Source organism: Sphingobium herbicidovorans, assembly GCF_002080435.1.
In the GTDB taxonomy this organism is placed as follows: domain Bacteria; phylum Pseudomonadota; class Alphaproteobacteria; order Sphingomonadales; family Sphingomonadaceae; genus Sphingobium; species Sphingobium herbicidovorans.
This window is the reverse complement of the sequence record NZ_CP020540.1, coordinates 231,572-249,659: the sequence shown is the minus strand read 5'-3', so window position 1 is coordinate 249,659 and position 18,088 is coordinate 231,572. Positions and strand designations below refer to the sequence as shown.

The window sequence follows — 18,088 nt, the reverse complement described above, 5'->3', positions numbered from 1 at the left end:
TCCCAAACCGCGCCCGATCGGGGCGCCACCGGCCCTACGCATGAAAATCGGTTACGCCCGCGTATCGACCGCCGAGCAGAACCTGGACCTCCAGCGTGATGCGCTGAAGGCTGCCGGCTGCGAGAAGGTCATCACCGACAAGGCCTCCGGGGCGACTGCCGCTCGCCCTGGATTGGAAAAGGTGAAGGAGCTGCTTCGCGCCGGCGACACACTGGTGGTCTGGCGCCTCGACAGGCTCGGCCGCTCGCTCCGTGATCTGATCGGATGGATGACCTACCTCGACGAGGAAAAGGTCGGGCTGCTGAGCCTGCACGAGGCGATCGACACGACCACCACGTCGGGCAAGCTTACCTTCCACCTGTTCGGGGCATTGGCGGAGTTCGAGCGCAACCTGATCCGCGAGCGGACCCAGGCCGGTCTCACCGCAGCCCGCGCTCGCGGCAAGAAGGGTGGCCGGCCGGCCGCACTCGGCAAGGACAAGCGCGACCTGCCCGTCAGGCTCTACCACGAGAACACGATGCCGATCGCCAAGATTTGCTCGATGCTCGGCATCTCCAAGCCAAAACTCTACGCCTATGTGCGATCGGCCGAGACCAAGCCGGTAGCCGCGTAGCGACGCTCGCCGACAAATAGCGCGATCAGAATGCCGCCACTTAGCGCGAGCGTTTACACCGTTCGCGGTCCCGATCGGCCCAGCGTCCCCCGGAACCGTTCGTTATCGGGAAGGCATCTAAGCGGTCTGCACCATCCTTCATCTAAAGTTCTCCAAGCGCTTCTGAGGATTTTCGGGCGCACCAAAAGCACTTGCTCCTCCAGTGGCTGGAGCATGTAACCGCAATTTGCTCTCCTGCGGACGGGGGGCTGGAGGTGGCTTTTTGACGGCCCGTGTTGAAGCAATCGGTATGTCTCGACGCTCATTAGTGGCGCGGCTGGTGGCCTGTGGAACCGGCTTGGTGCTCGGTTCTCCAACGCTCGCGCGACAGACTTCCCGGTCTGCGGGCTCGTGGAACTTCGGTGCGGCTCACCTCGAATGGGAGCCGCTGGAAGTCGGCACGGGTGATACCCTCCTTGTTTCGGCACAAGTGCGCGGAGTGCCGGTGCGGGCGGTGCTCGACAGTGGCAGCGGCGCGTCGATCATGAGCACGGCGCTCGCGGCGAAGCTCGGCTTGAACGATGGTGAGCGGCGCATGATTAGCGGGCTGAGCGCCAAGGCCCCGGTGCTGCTGGTCCGCGACATCGACGTACAGCTCGCCCGCGAAACCCGTCGCTTACCCTTTGCCGTCGTTGGTGATCTGAGTTCAGTGTCGGCGGCCTTCGGACGACCGATCGATATCCTCCTCGGTGCCGATATGTTCACGGGTAGCTGCATCGCGCTCGATTTCGCGAAAAGGCGTATGGCGGTCGTCAAGTCAGGCACGTTTCTCGCCGGTCCCGACTGGCGCGCTGTCGCGCTCGGGCGCGGTGCCAAGCAGGAGCTGTTCATTCGAGCTTCCGTCTCGGGTTTGCCTCCCGTGCCCTTGATGATCGATCTTGGCAGCTCGGCCGCGCTGATGCTCTCGTCGGCCTATGCCCGCGATCAAGGGCTGTTGAACGGGAAGCTCGTCTCGACCGCGGCGATCGGCGGCGTCGATGGTGTGCGTATCAACGATGCTTTCACGATCCAGAACATCAACATCGAAGGGCTTGGCGTCTCGAACGTCCCCACACTCGGGATGAGAGCTTGGCTCTCCACCAGCACGGTTGGCAATGTCGGCCTACCGCTGATCGCTCAATTCGACGTGGTGTTCGACGTGACCGCCGGATTCGTGTGGCTCCGGCCACTCGGTCCTCGTCGTCGCCTGCCGATGCTGAAGGACCGTAGCGGCCTTGGCCTCGCAGCCTCACCAACGGCGCTCACCGTTGTTCATGTGGCGGCGAACAGTCCCGCGGAAAAGGCTGGCTGGGCGGTCGGCGACCGGATCGTGGCGGTGAACGGCCATTCGATCGATGCGAACTATACGCGTGGGGAGCTCTGGCAAGTGCGCTCCCGGCCTGCTGGCACCCTCGTAAAGCTGACGATGGCCTCGGGTGATGTGCGCGAGCTCAGGCTGGCCGATTATTATTGATCGGCTTGAGGGTGGCCTTTGCCGATCGCCTTCATGATCCGACAATCGGCCATGCGCGCCTTGGTGCAGCTCTGGCTGAGCATTGCCAACTCATCCCGCAACACCGCGAGTTGCGCCAGTCTCTCCTCCACATCCTTGAGGTGCTGAGCAGCGATAGCTGAGGCGGCACCACAATCCTGGTCCGGGTTCTGCGCCAGCCCCATCAACGAACGGATCTCGTCGACGGAGAAGCCAAGCCGGCGACCGTTGCGGATGAAGTGCAAACGCTCAATGTCACTGGCATCGTAGGTTCTGCGACCCGACGCCGTGCGAGGGGCGGATCGGAGCAACCCGATCGACTCATAAAAGCGGATCGTCGTCACCTTCGTCGAGGTCTCGCTGGCGAGCTGCCCAATCATCACCGGCTTCATCATGCCATCCTTGCTTATGCGAACGTGTCGCACATTTCGCTTGCTTCTACAGCGACTGGAGGTGGTAAGGAAGGCCGCATGAATGCTTCTACCGAAAGCTGCGGGTGCCACGGGGAGCCCGCGCGCGCGCAAACCGATCCGGCCTATCGCCGTGCGCTGCTGACCGTCGTGGTGCTCAACCTCGGCTTCGGAGTCGCCGAGCTGTTCGGCGGGTTCATCGCCGATAGCCAAGCGCTGAAAGCGGATTCCCTCGATTTTCTCGGGGACGGGTCGATCAGCCTTATCGGTCTTCTCGCGCTTGCCTGGTCCGCACGGGCGAGGGCAAAGGTCGCGCTGACGCAGGGGTTGTTTCTCGGTGCGCTTGGCGTGGGCGTAATCGGTTTCGCGATTTGGCGCGCCCTGAACGCAACCGCGCCCGATGCCGAACTGATGGGCACAATCGGCGTTGTCGCGCTCGCGATCAATGTCGTGTCCGCCTTGGTGCTTGCGCGTTTCCGGGAAGGGGACGCCAATGTTCGCGCGATCTGGCTGTTCAGCCGCAACGACGCGCTCGCCAACGTGGCGGTGATCGCCGCGGCCGGTCTGGTGGCGTGGACAGGAAGCGCCTGGCCGGACCTCGCCGTCGCCGGCCTCATCGCCCTCCTGTTCCTCCACTCCGCTTATGAAATCGTCACTGGCGCTCGGCGCGAATTGGGAGAGCGGTAGTGCGTCTGCTCGCGTTGATCCGGGCAATGCTCTCGTTGCGGCTGCTCTCCGCGCTCGCGGCGCTGCTGATCCCTGCTGCGGCAATCGCCGAACCCGGCGACGTGCAAACCGCATGGCGGCTGCTCGACTATATGGCCGTCGATTATGGCGGCGCGGTCGCCAACGGTCGGATCAAGAGCACGTCGGAATATGCCGAGATGACGGAGTTCGCCGCGTCGGTCTCGACACGGCTTCAGGGCCTGCCGGCGAAGCCGGAGCGTCAAGCCCTCATCCAGCGGGCTGCCAACCTCCAGGCGGTGATCGCGGAAAAGGGACCGACTGAACAGGTGGCAACATTGGCGCACGGGCTCGCGGCCGATCTGTTGCGCGCCTACCCGGTGCCGCTCGCGCCCGATAAGGCTCCGAACCTCGTCTCCAGCGATGCACTGTTCCGACAATCCTGCGCGTCCTGCCACGGGATGACGGGCAACGGCCGTGGCCCTGACGCCGCCAAGCTCGCTACGCCCCCGATTGCTTTCACCGATGCCGAGCGCGCGCGCCAGCGCAGCGTGTTCGCGCTCTATCAGGTGGTGACGCAAGGCATCGACGGGACCGCGATGCAGAGCTTCGCCGATCTGCCCAACGATCAGCGCTGGGCGTTAGCATTCCGAGCCGGGAGCTTCGCCTTCACGGATGCGCAGGCGCGCGAAGGCGAGCGGCTTTGGAAATCCGACCCGACCCTTCGCCGGCGCATTCCGGACCTGAAAACCCTGGTCGCGCTCACCCCGGCCGCGCTCGGCGCGGCGATCGGCGACGCCAAGGCTGACCCAGTGCTCGCGTTCCTGCGTCGTCATCCCGAACAGGTGATACAACAGGCTCCCGGCTCGCTCGCGGTCGCCCGCGCCAAACTCGCCGAAAGCGTGGCGGCTGCGCGGCGCGGCGATGCGCGCATGGCGAAAGAGCTGGCGCTGTCGGCCTATCTCGATGGGTTCGAGCCGATCGAGCCAACACTCACCGCGCGCGACGCGACGCTGATGGGTCGAATCGAGGGCGCGATGGGGGAGTTCCGCGCCTCGATCGACCGGGGCGCGTCGCCCGATGATCTCGCGGAGAAGGTCGCAGTACTGGGCGGCCTTTTCGACGATGCGGAAGCGGCGCTCGCGCCTGATGCCGCCACCGAAGCGTCCACGTTCCTGGGCGCGTTCACGATCCTGCTGCGTGAAGGGCTCGAAGCCCTGCTCATCGTTGTCGCCATGATCGCGTTCCTGCGTAAAGCCGAGCGCGGCGAGGCGCTGCGGTACGTGCATGGCGGCTGGGTCAGCGCGATCATCGCGGGCGGGATCACCTGGGCGGTCGCCACCTATGCGATCGGGATCAGCGGTGCGAGCCGGGAGCTGACGGAAGGGTTTGGCTCGCTGTTCGCCGCGGTCGTGCTGCTCTCGGTCGGGATTTGGATGCACGGCAAGGCGCAGGCCGATCAGTGGCAGCGCTATATTCGCGCGAAGATGTCGCGGGCGCTCTCGGGCGGGTCGGGCTGGTTCCTGTTCGGGCTGGCGTTCGTCGTAGTTTATCGCGAGGTCTTCGAGACGATCCTGTTCTATGCCGCGCTTTCGGCGCAAGGTGACAACGGGATGCTTCTCGCGGGGGCCGGGTCGGCGATTGGACTGCTCAGCCTGATCGCTTGGGCCATGCTTCGCTACAGTCGCAAGCTGCCGATCGCGCAGTTCTTCCGCTATAGCTCCTGGCTCATGGCGGTCCTGACCGTCGTGCTGGCGGGTAAAGGCGTCGCCGCGCTCCAGGAAGCCGGCCTTATCAACATCGCACCGCTCGCGGACGTGCCACGGCTGTCGATGCTCGGCGTGTTTCCCACTTGGCAATCGGTGCTGGCGCAACTCCTGATGGCGGTCGCCATTGCGGTCGGGTTCGCCTGGAACGGGCGCGACCGATCCCGCTCGGGTTCCGGCTCAGTGACCCTTGGTTCGAATTAGTGCAATGACATGAAAACCCTTCCGTGATAGAGGCAAGCTAGTGCGAGCCTTTTTGCCTTTCCTGACATGCCTGATGCTGGTCCTGACCAGCTTCTCCGGCATGGCCCATGCCGCCGATCTGGCGGGGGGAAGCATCGCGGGCGTTGAGTTCACGGTCCATACCGCCGGTGACATCGATCAGGTGCCATCGGACTCGGACAAGAATGTCCCGCATCATCACAATTATTGTCACGGACACGACGTCGGCGCGCCTGCGCGCACGACGATGGAATATACCCCCGTCCTCACAGTGCCCAAGCCGACAATCTCCGCCTCTGCGTCGCTCGACGGCCGCACCGGCATGGTCCATTTGAGGCCCCCCCAAGCCTGACGTCCGATTTGGGCGTGCGTTGGCGCGCCCCTGTCGATCATCGTCAGGAGTCCTATTTTCATGAATCGTATCCTCGCGGCCATGCTGGCCGCAGCGTCTTGCGCCACGATGGCGCAGGCGCAGGTCGGACCGTCCGCGCCTGTTGCGCAGGATGCGCCGGTCTACACGCTTGACCAAGCGGTCAGTGCAGCGGGCGGTTCGGCCCCTGCTGCGGAAGCGGCGACAGCTGGAATCGACGCGGCCCGTGCAGGTCGCACAGTCGCCGGCTTGCGGCCCAATCCGGTGGTTCAAGGCCAAGTCGAGAATGTCATCGGCTCCGGGCCGTATCGGGGGGTCCGCAGCGCGGAAACCACGGTCGGCTTTGCGATCCCGATCGAGCTAGGCGGCAAGCGCGGCGCCCGCGTCGCGGTCGCCAATGCGCAATTGTCCCGGGCCGAGATCCAGGCCGCGATCATCGCGGCGGATGTCCGGCTTCAGGTAACGCAGCTCTATGTCGAAGCGGTCGCGGCCGATCGCCGGGTAATGACAGCCCGCGATCAGGCCCGGATCGCCAGCGATGCGCTGCGGGCCGCGAGCGTTCGCGTGCAGGCAGGGCGGGCATCGCCACTCGAGCAACAGCGCGCGGATGTCGCGCGTATCAATGCCGACGCCAATGTGGAGCGGCAGCTTCGCTTGGCCGAGGCGGCCCGCGCCAATCTGGCGCGTCGGATCGGACGGCCGATCGACGGCCTGCTCGATGACACGCTGCTCGATCGCCTTCCCGATGTGAACGTCTATGGGCCGTTGGCACCGGTCAACACGACCGGCACACTCGCGCTGGCGGCAGCCAACGCGGATTTCTCCATTGCCGAAGCCGGCGTGCGGCTCGCGCGCGCCAATCGCGTGCCTGACCTGAACGTCGGGCCGTCGATCCGCCGCCTGGAAGCGACCAACGACATGGCGGCGGTGTTCAGCGTGTCGATCCCGATCCCGGTGTTCAACAATGGTCGCGCCGCGATTGCGCAGGCGACCGCGCAGCGGACCCAGGCGGATGCGCAGCGCCGCGTGACCGCGCTCGACATCGAACAGGCGATCACGGACGCGCAGGCGCAGGCGGCCAATGCCGCAACGACGGCTCGTGCGGCGTCGGGGCCGGCGCTGGCGGCTGCACAGGAGGCCGCCCGCATCGCGCGGATCGGCTATCGCGAGGGCAAGTTCGGCCAGCTCGAATTGCTCGATGCTGAACGCACGCTCGCCGAAACGCGGGTCGCCGCGATCGACGCGCTTGCCAATTACCAGAATGCCCGCGCGCAAGTGGAGCGACTGACCGCTCGTGCGCCCAATGGGGGGAATCAGTGATGAAGAGCTTTTATCTCGCGGGCGCGGCGTCGCTCGCCCTGCTCTTGGCTGCCTGCGGCGGCAAGGATGGCGGAAACGAGGCAACTGCCGAAGGCGCAGCTGCCAATGAGACGGCAGCGGGCACGGAAAAGGGCGGTGCTGAAGGCGGTCATGCCGGTGAAGGCGTCGTCACATTGGGTGCCGACCAGATCGCCACAGCGGGCGTCCAGGTCGGACGGCCGATCATCGGCGGGGCCGGGACGATCGAGCTGCCCGCGATCATCGAGGGCGACCCACAGGGAACGCAGGTCGTCTCGGCCGCAATTGCGGGACGCGTGGTCGCGCTCACCCGTAACCTCGGCCAATCGGTCGGACGCGGCCAGACCATTGCGGTCATCGAAAGCCGCGAGGCGGCGCAGATCAAGGGCGAGGTCGAGGCGGCGCGGGCGCGGCTTCAGCTCGCTAATTCGAACCTCGCGCGCGAACAGCGGCTGTTCGCGCAGAGAGTCTCCCCTGAACAGGATCTGATCGCCGCCCGCACAGCGGCGACGGAGGCGCGGATCGCCCTGACGCAGGCGCAGAGCATGGTTTCGGCGGCGGGTGTCGGCGGCGGCGGGCTCAACCGGCTCGGCATTGCCGCGCCGATCTCGGGCCAGATCATTGCGCGCCCCGTGACGCTGGGACAAACGGTCGCGGCGGATGCCGAACTCTATCGCATCGCCAACCTGAGCCAGGTGTCGATCGCGCTTAATCTCAAGCCCGAGGATGCGGGCCGGGTGCGTCCCGGCAATACGGTGCTGGTGAAGGCGGCAGGCCGTCAGGCGACCGCCCGCGTGACCTTCGTGTCGCCGGCGCTTGATCCGCAGACGCGGCTCGTGCCTGCGCTCGCCACCCTCGACAATCGCGGTGGCGAATGGCGGGTCGGCGAGCCTGTGACGGCAGCCGTGCAGCTCACGGGCAGCGGCGGGAGCGGGGCGGTCCGCGTGCCGACGACGGCGGTCCAGAGTTTCGAGGGCAAGTCGGTCGTGTTCGTGCGCACGCCCACCGGCTTCAAGGCGACCCCGGTCCAGCTCGGCGATGCGTCGGGCGACACGGTGATCGTCCGGTCGGGCCTGACCGGCAACGAACAGATCGCCACCACCGGAAGTTTCACGCTCAAGGCCGAGATCGGCAAGGGCGAAGCGAGCCACGAGGATTAAGCCATGATCGCCCGTATCGTAACCTGGGCGGTCGAGAAGCGCTGGCTAGTCCTGCTCCTCACCGTCATCGTCGCCGCCATCGGCGCCTTTTCCCTCTACCGGCTACCGATCGACGCGGTGCCGGACATCACCAACAATCAGGTCCAGATCAACGTCCGCGCGCCTGCCCTCTCGCCCGAGCTGGTCGAGAAGCAGGTGTCGTTTCCAATCGAAACCGCGCTCGCCGGCACCCCCGGCCTGGAATATACGCGCTCGTTGAGCCGCAACGGCTTCGCGCAGATCACGGCGGTCTTTTCGGACGCGACGGACATCTATTTCGCCCGCCAGCAGGTGGGCGAGCGTCTGCGGGGCGTGCAAGAGAATCTGCCCGACGGCGTGAACCCTGAAATGGGTCCGATCGCGACAGGCCTGGGCGAGGTGTACATGTACACCGTTCGTCTCGATCATCGCGAGGACGACAAGCACAAGCCCGGTGAACCGGGCCAACAGCCCGATGGCAGCTACATCACGCCAGAGGGCGAGCGACTGACGACCGAAGAGGACAAGGCGACCTACCTGCGCACCGCGCAGGACTGGATCGTGACGCCGCTTCTGAAGACCACACCGGGCCTCGCCGGTGTCGACTCGATTGGCGGTTACGCCAAGCAGTTCCTCGTCGTGCCCGACGTGCAGAAGCTGGCCTCGCTCGGCATCACGCTGACGGACCTGGGAAATGCGCTGGAGCGCAATAACACCAGCGTCGGCGGTGGCTTCGTCAATCGCAATGGCGAAGGTCTGGCTGTTCGCTCGGATGCGCTCGTTCGCAATGCCAGCGAGTTGGCCAGGACCGTGATCGCGACACGTAACGGCGTGCCGATCACGGTCGAACAAGTTGCGACTGTGAAGACGGGTCAGGCGATCCGCATGGGTTCGGCATCGGAGAACGGTACCGAAGTCGTCGTCGGCACGGCGATCATGCGGATCGGCGAGAACAGCCGCATCGTGTCGACCGCGGTCGCTGAGAAACTGAAGACGATCAACGCTTCGCTGCCTCCTGACGTCGTAATTCAGCCGGTGCTGAACCGCACCGAGCTGGTCAATTCGACGATCAAGACGGTCGCGAAAAACCTGTCCGAAGGCGCGGTGCTGGTCATCGTCGTGCTCTTCCTGCTGCTCGGCAACTTCCGTGCGGCCCTGATCGCGGCGTTGGTCATCCCGATCACCATGATGCTGACAGGCTTTGGTATGCTGCGCGCTGGGGTCTCGGCCAATCTGATGAGCCTTGGGGCTTTGGACTTCGGTCTGATCGTCGACGGCGCCGTCATCATTGTCGAAAACGCGCTGCGCCGGCTTGCCGAGCAACAGCATCATGAAGGCCGATTGCTCAGCGTCAAGGAACGGCTCGCGACCGTGGCAGCCGCTGCGCGTGAGATGATCCGTCCCTCTGTGTACGGGCAGGCAATCATCATCCTCGTCTACGTACCGCTGCTCACGCTGACCGGCGTGGAGGGTAAAACGTTCGGACCGATGGCGCTGACCGTCATCATCGCGCTCGCCTTCGCCTTCATCCTCTCTCTCACCTTCGTGCCGGCGATGATTGCGATCTGGCTGTCGAAGAAGGTCGAGGAGAAGGACGGCCGCATCATCACGTGGCTGAAGAAGCGCTACGAACCCGGTCTCGACCGGGCCATGAAGCGCCCGACGCTGACGATCGGTGCGGGTGTGGGAAGCCTTGTGGTGGCGGCGCTTGCTTTCACTACGCTCGGCTCGGTGTTCCTGCCGCAGCTCGACGAAGGCGATTTGCTGATCCAGTCGCTCCGCATTCCGGCAACGTCGGTCCAGCAGAGCCAGGCGATGCAGGTGCCGATCGAGCGGATGATGTCGAAGCAGCCGGAGGTGCAATTCGTCTATTCCAAGACGGGCACCGCCGAGCTGGCGGCCGACCCGATGCCGCCGAACGCGACCGACATGTTCGTCATCCTGAAGCCGCGCAAGGATTGGCCGGATCCTGAGCTTCCCAAGGAGGAGCTGGTCAGCCGGATCGAGGGTAATCTCGCGAAGATTCCGGGAAATGCCTACGAGATCACCCAGCCCATCCAGATGCGCTTCAACGAGCTGATCGCCGGCGTGCGCGGCGACATCGCGGTGAAGGTGTTCGGGGACGACTTCAACCAGATGAACCGGACGGCCGAGCAAATCGCGGCGGTGCTGCGCAGAACGCAAGGCGCAGCGGACGTGAAGGTGGAGCAGACGACCGGTCTTCCCATGCTCGACATTCGCGTCAACCGCGACGCGATGGCGCGGTTGGGCGTTACGGCTCAGGATGTGCAGGACACCGTGACTGCGACGATCGGCGGGCGAACATCGGGCCAGATCTTCGAGGGCGACCGTCGCTTCCCCGTGGTGATCCGCCTGTCGGAGGCGCAGCGTGCCGACATCGGCCTGCTCCAACAGGTGCAGGTGCCGGTGGCAGGCGGCGGCTATGTACCGCTGTCCAGCGTCGCCGAGATCAAGGTGGTCGATGGTCCGAACCAGATCAGCCGCGAGAACGGCAAGCGGCGCGTGGTGGTGCAAGCCAACGTGCGTGGCCGCGACGTCGGATCCGTCGTGGCGGATGCGCAGGCGGCGATCGGCAGCCAACTCCGGCTGCCTGCCGGCACCTATCTCGAATGGGGCGGCCAGTTCGAGAACCTCCAATCGGCAAGCGAACGGCTGAAGCTGGTCATTCCGGCTTGCTTCATCTTGATCCTGCTGCTCCTCTACGGGGCGTTGGGATCGGTCCGCGACGCCGCGATCGTGTTCACCGGCGTGCCTTTCGCGCTGGTGGGCGGCGTCCTGTTGCTGTTCCTGCGGGGCATGGACTTCTCGATCTCGGCGGCAGTGGGCTTCATCGCCCTCTCGGGCATCGCGGTCCTCAACGGCCTCGTCATGGTCAGCTCGATCCAAGATCTGATCCGATCAGGGATGAGCCGCGAGGAAGCCGCGCATGTTGGCGCGATGCAGCGTCTGCGACCCGTCATCATGACCGCGCTAGTCGCCAGCCTCGGCTTCGTGCCGATGGCGCTGGGCGAAGGCGCCGGCGCAGAGGTTCAAAAGCCTTTGGCGACGGTCGTCATCGGCGGTCTGATCTCGGCGACGCTTCTTACGCTGTTCGTGCTGCCGACACTCTATGCCCGGTTCGGGCAGAAAGTGATCGAGAAACCCGAGCACTACAATGAGGAGCATGAAGGGGACGACCACGGTCAGACCTTCGTGAACAACTTGGCCTGATGGATGGGCGGGGCGATCCGCGATCGCCCCGCCCATCTCTGGGAGATGGGGATATGCCTCGCACCATAACCAGCTCGATGCTTCACGGCGGGCCACTGCGCATCTGGTCGGCACTCACCGATCCGGATCATCGCCGGGCGTGGAGTCCGCTCGTATTTCTCGATGATCCGTCCCGGCTCGGCGACACAGAATGCACCTTTGCGATCCAGGGCATCACCCGGCCAATTCGGACGCCAGCACGGATTGATCGATTCGATAAACCGCACGCCTTCGCTTGGTCCTGCGGCATCCCCTATCTGTTCACGCTCGAAGAGCGGTACGAGCTGGCGGGGGACGATGGCGGCACCAGGCTAACGCATAGCTGCACGCTGCGCGGGGCGCTCTCCCTGCCGTTCGCGGCGATGATGTTGCGCCGCCTGCGATCCCTGATGGTCGAATCTGACGATCGCCTCGCAACCTATCTCCGCTGGCGGGTAGGTCAGCCTGCCCGGGCTATCAATCGTCAGCGCGTCCCCTTCCGCTACAGGAGGAAGGCGCGATGATGATGCACTGTAAGCGGGTGCTGCCCGCCGTCATCCTCGTTGTCGGGCTCGCGGCGTGCTCGGAAAGAAAGCCGCCAGCCCCGCCAACGGAGCAGCAGATCCATTCGTCCGACAGCGCCGTGACGACCGGGGAAATGGGGCGGCATAGATATCGCTGTTCCGACGGGGAACCGCTGTTCGTCGATTACAAGGACAACGGCCTGCAGATCGATTTGCGGCGCTCCAACGGGGGACCGCCGATGATGCTGACCGCGCCAGCGCAGGGCCTGCAATATGTCGGCGAAACAGCCACCGCGACCTTCAAGGGGTCGCAGCTCACCATCGTGGAAGGCGATGGCCGTACCCGGATCTGCGAGCAGGAAGGCACGCGATGAACTGCCCTGCCTTCGAACGCCACAGGGCGCTTCGTCGGAAGAGACCGATGTCTGACACGTCGATTTCAAATGTGACAACCTTGTGCGGCCTGAATCGGGCCGGTCTGGCGATCGCGCGCCTCGGCGTCGTTCTCGTCTCCGGGGCGGTTATAGGGGCGTGTAATCCAGCGCCGACCCAGCCTACCGAGCCGGCGCATGAAAAGCATCTGACGTCGAAACTAATCGCGCAGCGCATCATGTACTGCGACGACGGCACACGCGCCGATGTCGACTTCATCGATGAAGGCTTGAAAATGGCCGTCACCTGGCTGCCGAAGGGCAGGACCGAGATCCTGCGCGCGCAGCGAACCGGTGACGAGTTTCGCGGCGACCATTCGCGGGCTGTCGTGGCGGGCGGATCGATCGCGTTCACGCGACGCGGGAAGATCCGCGTCTGCCACCGAACCCCGGAGGAGTCCTAGGAAATGCAGGCACTGCTCTATACGCTTGCGCCTGTGCTGGCGGTCGTGCTCGGCGCGATTGTCGCGAGCCGCACCAAGTTGAAACCTGGCCTCGTGGCGGGCCTACAGCATCTCGCTGCCGGCGTCGTGTTCGCGGCGGCAGCGACCGAAATCCTGCCGCAGGTCAAGCATGAGGCATCGCCCAGCGCGACGTTGATCGGCGGGGCGGCGGGCGTCGCGACCATGCTGGGGCTCAAGGCTCTTGAGGCCCGCTTCAAGGGGCCGATGGCGCTACTCGCCGCGATCGGCATCGACATTCTGGTGGACGGCCTGGTGCTCGGCCTCGCTTTCGTGGCGGGCGAGAAGGCAGGTCTCCTGCTGACGATCGCGCTCACTCTGGAAGTGTTATTTCTGGGACTGACGCTGACCGACGAGCTGGCGGAAACCTATCGCTCGCGCTTGCGCATCATCGTGATCGTCTCGGCATTGGCCCTGCTGCTGCCGATCGGCGCGCTCGCTGCCGTGCCGGTCGCCGCGCTGTCGCCGGTGATGATCGCCGGCTTCCTCAGCTTCGGGCTGATGGCGCTGCTCTACCTCGTCACGGAGGAGTTGCTGGTCGAGGCGCACGAGAAACCCGACACCCCGCTCATCAGCTCGATGTTTTTCGTCGGCTTCCTGGCCCTGCTGACACTTGAGGAGATGATGGGATGATCCCGGGCAACGACAACAATGGCGGGCAGGAGCGCCGCACACTGTGGATCGTCCTGCTGCTGAACGCGGCGATCGCTGCGGGCTTCTTCGTTTCCGGCTTCTTCGCGGACTCGAGCGCGCTGATCGCCAACGGCGTCGACAACCTGTCCGATACGGCTGTGTATGCGCTGAGCCTTGTGGCGCTCACCCGGGGCCAGACATGGAAGACACGCGCCGCGGTCGCTTCGGGCGTCATGCTGCTGATCTTCGCGGGCGGCATCTTGATCGATGTCGGACGGCGCTACGTGCAGGGCAGCGAGCCCATCGGACCTACCATGATGGTCATGTCCGCGATCGCCGGCGTCGTGAATTACCTCTGCCTGCGGCTGCTCCAGCGCCTCAAGGATCCGGACGTCAATCTCCGGGCCGCAACCACCTTCAGCTTCAACGACTTCATTTCCAACGGCGGCATCCTGATCGCCGGCGTGCTGGTGCTGTGGTTGGGTACCAATTGGCCGGACCTGCTGGTCGGCTTCGCCACCGCCATCATCGCCATCAAGGGCGGTGTCGAAATCCTGCGCGACGCGCGCGCCGAAACCAAGAAAAGCGAAAGGAGGTCGTCATGAACGACAAGCTCGAACTCGACATTCCAGTGTTGTTGCCGGACCTTCCTGACGCGGCCGATGCCTGCCTGGACCGTCTCGTATCAACCCTGTCAAAGCGCGAAGGTGTCGAGCGGGCGCATGTGATCTGTCTCGACGGCAACACGCCAGCGGCGCTGTGCATCCATTTCGATGCCGCCAAGCTGCCGCTGCCACGGTTGCGCGAAATGGTGCGCGCCGCAGGTGCCGAAATCACCGAGCGCTACGGCCATGCGATCTGGCAGGTGACGGGGATCAACCACGAACGTCGGGCGCGCACGGTCAGCGATGCGCTGTGCGCCTTGCCCGGCGTGGTCCAGGCAAGCGCCAGCACCAGCGGGTCTGTCCGGGTCGAATATGATCGCCGCGAAACCACCGAAGAGGAGGTGCGCGCTGCGCTTCGCAAGCTGAAGGTGAGGGTGGGCAAGCGGGTCGCTGCCGATGAACATGCCGGCCACGACCACGGCCCCGGGGGCCACGGCGCGGGCGAAGAGAAGCACGGCCCCGGCGATGGCCACGACCATAGCCACGCCGAATTTCTCGGCCCCAATACCGAGCTGATCTTCGCGCTCGCCTGTGGCGCGCTGCTGGGGATCGGCTACGCGATCGAGAGGCTGGTCGCTGGCGCGCCCGAATGGCTGCCGACCGCCTGCTATATCGCAGCCTATTTCTTCGGCGGATTCTTCACGCTGCGCGAGGCGATCGACAACCTCCGGATGAAGAAGTTCGAGATCGACACGCTGATGTTGGTCGCTGCGGCCGGCGCCGCTGCGCTGGGCGCATGGGCCGAAGGTGCGCTGCTGCTGTTCCTGTTCAGCCTCGGCCATGCGCTTGAGCATTATGCAATGGGCCGCGCCAAGAAGGCGATCGAGGCGCTGGCGAAGCTCGCGCCCGAAACCGCGACCGTGCGACGCGGCGGGCAGACCAGCGAAATCCCGGTCGAGCAGATGGTCGTCGGGGACATTGCCATCGTCCGCCCGAACGAGCGCCTGCCTGCCGACGGCTTCGTCATCAAGGGCACCAGCGCGATCAACCAGGCCCCGGTCACGGGTGAAAGCATCCCGGTCGACAAGGTGCCGGTCGCAGATGCCGCAGCGGCACGCGCCAAGCCCGATGCAGTCGACGCGGAAAGCCGGGTTTTTGCTGGTACGATCAACGGCGGCGGCGCGATCGAGATCGAGGTGACACGCCGTTCCAATGAAAGCGCGCTTGCCAAGGTCGTGAAGATGGTGAGCGAAGCGGAGACGCAGAAGTCGCCGACGCAGCGCTTCACCGACCGGTTCGAACGGATCTTCGTGCCCGCCGTCCTGGTCCTGTCAGTGCTCCTGCTGTTCGCATGGGTGGTCGTCGACGAGCCGTTCCGCGACAGCTTCTATCGCGCGATGGCGGTGCTGGTGGCGGCAAGCCCGTGCGCGCTCGCGATCGCAACGCCGAGCGCGGTCCTGTCGGGCGTTGCCCGTGCAGCGCGGGGCGGCGTGCTCGTGAAGGGCGGTGCACCGCTCGAAAACCTCGGGTCGCTCAAAGCGATCGCTTTCGACAAGACGGGCACGCTGACCGAAGGTCGTCCGCGCATCACTGATGTCGTGCCCGTCGATGGCGCCGATGAAGGCGAGTTGCTGGCGCTGGCTGTCGCCGTCGAAGCGTTGAGCGACCATCCCCTGGCCCAAGCGATCGTCAAGGACGGCCGCGAACGTCTGAACGATCGTGCCGTGCCGACTGCCGGCGACCTCAAGAGCCTGACCGGTCGGGGCGTCACCGCGAGCGTGGATGGCGAGACGGTGTGGATCGGCAAGGCCGAGATGTTCGGAAGTGAGGGCATTCCGGCGCTGGGGCAGGGCGCGCAGGACGCAATCGCGAAGCTGCGCGAGAACGGCCGCACGACAATGGTGGTCCGCAAGGGGGACCGCGACCTGGGCGCGATCGGCCTGATGGACACGCCTCGCGAAGCTGCCAAGACCGCGTTGCGTCGGCTGCACGAGATGGGCGTGTCGCGGATGATAATGATCTCCGGCGATCACCAGAAAGTCGCCGAAGCGATCGCCGACGAAGTCGGGATCGACGAAGCGTGGGGCGACCTCATGCCCGAAGACAAGGTTGCCGCGATCAAGAAGCTCGCCGGCGAAGACAAGGTCGCGATGGTGGGCGACGGCGTGAACGATGCGCCGGCGATGGCAAGCGCCACGGTCGGCATCGCGATGGGCGCGGCGGGGTCGGACGTTGCGCTGGAGACAGCCGACGTGGCGCTGATGGCCGACGATCTGGCGCACCTGCCATTCGCAGTCGGTCTTAGCCGCCATACCCGTGGAATCATCCGGCAGAACGTCTTCGTCAGCCTGGGTGTCGTCGCCTTCCTGGTGCCTGCTACCATCCTCGGCCTCGGCATTGGGCCAGCGGTGGCGGTTCATGAGGGATCGACGCTGCTCGTCGTCATCAATGCGCTCAGGCTGCTCGCCTACCGCGATCCGGCAGGGAAGGCGGCATGAAGTGGCTGATCGCCTTCGACCTCGACGGCACGCTTGCCGAGAGCAAGCGGCCGTTATCGGAGGATATGGCCGCAATCCTCGCCCGATTGCTCGCCATCACGGATGTGGCGGTGATCTCGGGCGGGGACTGGCCGCAGTTCGAAAAGCAGATCGCCTCGCGCCTTCCTGCCGGCGTCGCGCTCGACCGTCTCTGGTTGATGCCGACCACAGGCACGAAACTCTATCGGTTCATCAATGGCGCTTGGCGCGCGGTCTATGCCGAACTGTTCGACGACGCGGAGAAGGCGAAGATCCGCACGGCCTTCGATCAGGCGCTGACCGATGCCGGTCTCGCCGACGAACGTATCTGGGGCGAACGGATCGAGGACCGGGGCAGCCAGATCACCTTTTCGGGCCTGGGGCAGGCAGCGCCGCTGAAGGAAAAGGAAGCGTGGGATCCTGACCGAAAGAAGAGGACCGCGTTGCAGGCCACGTTGCGCGCGAAGCTGCCGGAGCTCTCGATCAATCTCGGTGGCACGACATCGATCGACGTGACCAGAGCAGGGATCGACAAGGGCTATGGCCTGAAGCGCCTGAGTGCCGAGAGCGGTGTCCCGCTCGACGGGATGCTGTTCATTGGGGATGCGATATTCCCCGGTGGGAATGACTATCCCGCTGCTGAAATCGGCCTCGACACAGTGAGGGTGCGCGACGTCGCGGAAACCACCGCCGTCGTGACCGCCATCATCGCGTGTCTGCACCGATAGGATCAAGATACATGGTCGGCTCCATCGCGGAATGCCGCATTGTCAAAGCTCTGGCTTCTGTCGCTTAGGGCAGCGCTTCCTAAAACGAAAAGAAGGCAATGTGCGCGTCTCCGCGAACAAAGCCTCCAGCGATCAATCTAAGAGATTCCGCCGCGCTTCTCAATCGTAGGGGGCGTTTGCGGGAGGGGGCGGAATCCTACGCTAAGGATTTGGGCCAGCGATATTCCCCGGTTAGATTGATGTGTTCCTATCCCAACGGCGAGACGTGGGCGAGTAGATCAGGCGCGATATGGGTACCGCTGGCGGCCCGGGTATTGACGACCTCGCCGAGCTTCATGGTGTTCCAGAATATGATGATGGCGGCGAGCAGGTTCATTCCGGCGATGCGATAGTGCTGGCCTTCGCCGGATCGATCCCGGATTTCACCTCGGCGGTGGAAGCTGATGGCGCGCTTTAGGGCGTGGTGGGCCTCACCCTTGTTGAGGCCGATCTGAGCCTGGCGCTGGAGGCCGGCATCAAGAATCCAGTCGATCATGAACAGGGTTCGCTCGATGCGGCCCACCTCTCGCAATGCGAGGGCCAGCTCATTCTGGCGCGGGTAAGAGGCGAGCTTGCGAAGAATCTGGCTGGGGGCGACGATCCCCGCTGCGATCGTCGCCATGATGCGCAGGATGTCGGGCCAGTTGCGCTCGATGAGCGGTTCATTGATCTTACCTCCGACCAGCGCTCGCACATTGGCCGGCGTCGCGTTGGGCGTGAAGGCATAGAGTCTTTTCTGAGGGAGATCGCGGATACGGGGGGCGAACCTGTAGCCGAGCAAGGCGTCACCTCAAGGTTTGTTCGCCAGACA

General features: G+C 64.9%; 16 protein-coding genes and 1 pseudogene. 15 read left to right on the top strand and 2 right to left on the bottom strand.

What is annotated here, in order from left to right:
• The first annotated feature begins 40 nt into the window (after positions 1-40).
• Entirely contained in the window at positions 41-613 is a 573-nt protein-coding gene (locus B6S01_RS20235; RefSeq protein ID WP_009824027.1) for a recombinase family protein, read from the top strand.
• Positions 614-1,091: 478 nt separating this feature from the next.
• Positions 1,092-2,105 carry an aspartyl protease family protein gene (locus tag B6S01_RS20230; RefSeq protein WP_009824026.1) on the top strand — a complete coding sequence of 338 codons (1,014 nt, stop codon included), beginning with the start codon at positions 1,092-1,094 and terminating at the stop codon, positions 2,103-2,105.
• Here the strand turns inward: B6S01_RS20230 and B6S01_RS20225 are convergent.
• Positions 2,099-2,518, bottom strand: coding sequence for a MerR family transcriptional regulator (locus B6S01_RS20225; RefSeq protein ID WP_007406847.1), 420 nt, complete (start codon positions 2,516-2,518; stop codon positions 2,099-2,101). The genes B6S01_RS20230 and B6S01_RS20225 overlap by 7 nt on opposite strands.
• 75 nt (positions 2,519-2,593) lie before the next feature.
• On the opposite strand from B6S01_RS20225, the gene B6S01_RS20220 reads away from it, so the two are divergent.
• From B6S01_RS20220 to B6S01_RS20160, 13 genes are all read left to right on the top strand, one after another.
• Positions 2,594-3,220 carry a cation transporter gene (locus tag B6S01_RS20220; protein ID WP_004212870.1) on the top strand — a complete coding sequence of 209 codons (627 nt, stop codon included), beginning with the start codon at positions 2,594-2,596 and terminating at the stop codon, positions 3,218-3,220.
• Positions 3,220-5,187, top strand: coding sequence for a cytochrome c/FTR1 family iron permease (locus B6S01_RS20215; RefSeq protein ID WP_017183571.1), 1,968 nt, complete (start codon positions 3,220-3,222; stop codon positions 5,185-5,187). Before B6S01_RS20220 ends, B6S01_RS20215 begins: the two co-directional genes overlap by 1 nt.
• 73 nt (positions 5,188-5,260) lie before the next feature.
• The gene (locus B6S01_RS20210) at positions 5,261-5,557 is read left to right on the top strand and encodes a hypothetical protein (protein WP_007406840.1); all 297 of its coding nucleotides are present in this window, start codon (positions 5,261-5,263) and stop codon (positions 5,555-5,557) included.
• A 60-nt stretch (positions 5,558-5,617) separates the two neighbouring features.
• A complete protein-coding gene (locus B6S01_RS20205; RefSeq protein WP_013039111.1) occupies positions 5,618-6,895 on the top strand; it encodes a TolC family protein in 1,278 nt (425 codons plus the stop codon).
• Complete coding sequence (locus B6S01_RS20200; RefSeq protein ID WP_004212877.1) at positions 6,895-8,073, top strand: efflux RND transporter periplasmic adaptor subunit; 1,179 nt, start codon at positions 6,895-6,897, stop codon at positions 8,071-8,073. Before B6S01_RS20205 ends, B6S01_RS20200 begins: the two co-directional genes overlap by 1 nt.
• Positions 8,074-8,076: 3 nt before the next feature.
• Positions 8,077-11,322 carry an efflux RND transporter permease subunit gene (locus B6S01_RS20195; RefSeq protein WP_004212878.1) on the top strand — a complete coding sequence of 1,082 codons (3,246 nt, stop codon included), beginning with the start codon at positions 8,077-8,079 and terminating at the stop codon, positions 11,320-11,322.
• A gap of 53 nt (positions 11,323-11,375) precedes the next feature.
• Positions 11,376-11,864, top strand: a complete 489-nt coding sequence (locus B6S01_RS20190; protein ID WP_004212879.1) for an SRPBCC domain-containing protein — start codon at positions 11,376-11,378, stop codon at positions 11,862-11,864.
• A complete protein-coding gene (locus B6S01_RS20185) occupies positions 11,861-12,238 on the top strand; it encodes a hypothetical protein (protein WP_021238674.1) in 378 nt (125 codons plus the stop codon). Before B6S01_RS20190 ends, B6S01_RS20185 begins: the two co-directional genes overlap by 4 nt.
• A gap of 47 nt (positions 12,239-12,285) precedes the next feature.
• Positions 12,286-12,699 carry a hypothetical protein gene (locus tag B6S01_RS20180; RefSeq protein ID WP_017183574.1) on the top strand — a complete coding sequence of 138 codons (414 nt, stop codon included), beginning with the start codon at positions 12,286-12,288 and terminating at the stop codon, positions 12,697-12,699.
• A 3-nt stretch (positions 12,700-12,702) separates the two neighbouring features.
• Positions 12,703-13,389 (top strand): ZIP family metal transporter, encoded by a 687-nt coding sequence (locus tag B6S01_RS20175; protein WP_004212882.1) that lies wholly within the window; start codon positions 12,703-12,705, stop codon positions 13,387-13,389.
• Positions 13,386-13,994, top strand: a complete 609-nt coding sequence (locus B6S01_RS20170) for a cation transporter (RefSeq protein WP_004212885.1) — start codon at positions 13,386-13,388, stop codon at positions 13,992-13,994. Before B6S01_RS20175 ends, B6S01_RS20170 begins: the two co-directional genes overlap by 4 nt.
• Positions 13,991-16,492, top strand: coding sequence for a heavy metal translocating P-type ATPase (locus B6S01_RS20165; RefSeq protein WP_004212886.1), 2,502 nt, complete (start codon positions 13,991-13,993; stop codon positions 16,490-16,492). Before B6S01_RS20170 ends, B6S01_RS20165 begins: the two co-directional genes overlap by 4 nt.
• The gene (locus B6S01_RS20160) at positions 16,489-17,238 is read left to right on the top strand and encodes an HAD-IIB family hydrolase (protein WP_004212890.1); all 750 of its coding nucleotides are present in this window, start codon (positions 16,489-16,491) and stop codon (positions 17,236-17,238) included. Before B6S01_RS20165 ends, B6S01_RS20160 begins: the two co-directional genes overlap by 4 nt.
• 247 nt (positions 17,239-17,485) lie before the next feature.
• Here the strand turns inward: B6S01_RS20160 and B6S01_RS20155 are convergent.
• Positions 17,486-18,061 (bottom strand): annotated as a pseudogene (locus B6S01_RS20155) (Tn3 family transposase); the annotation flags it as partial.
• Positions 18,062-18,088: the final 27 nt, after the last annotated feature.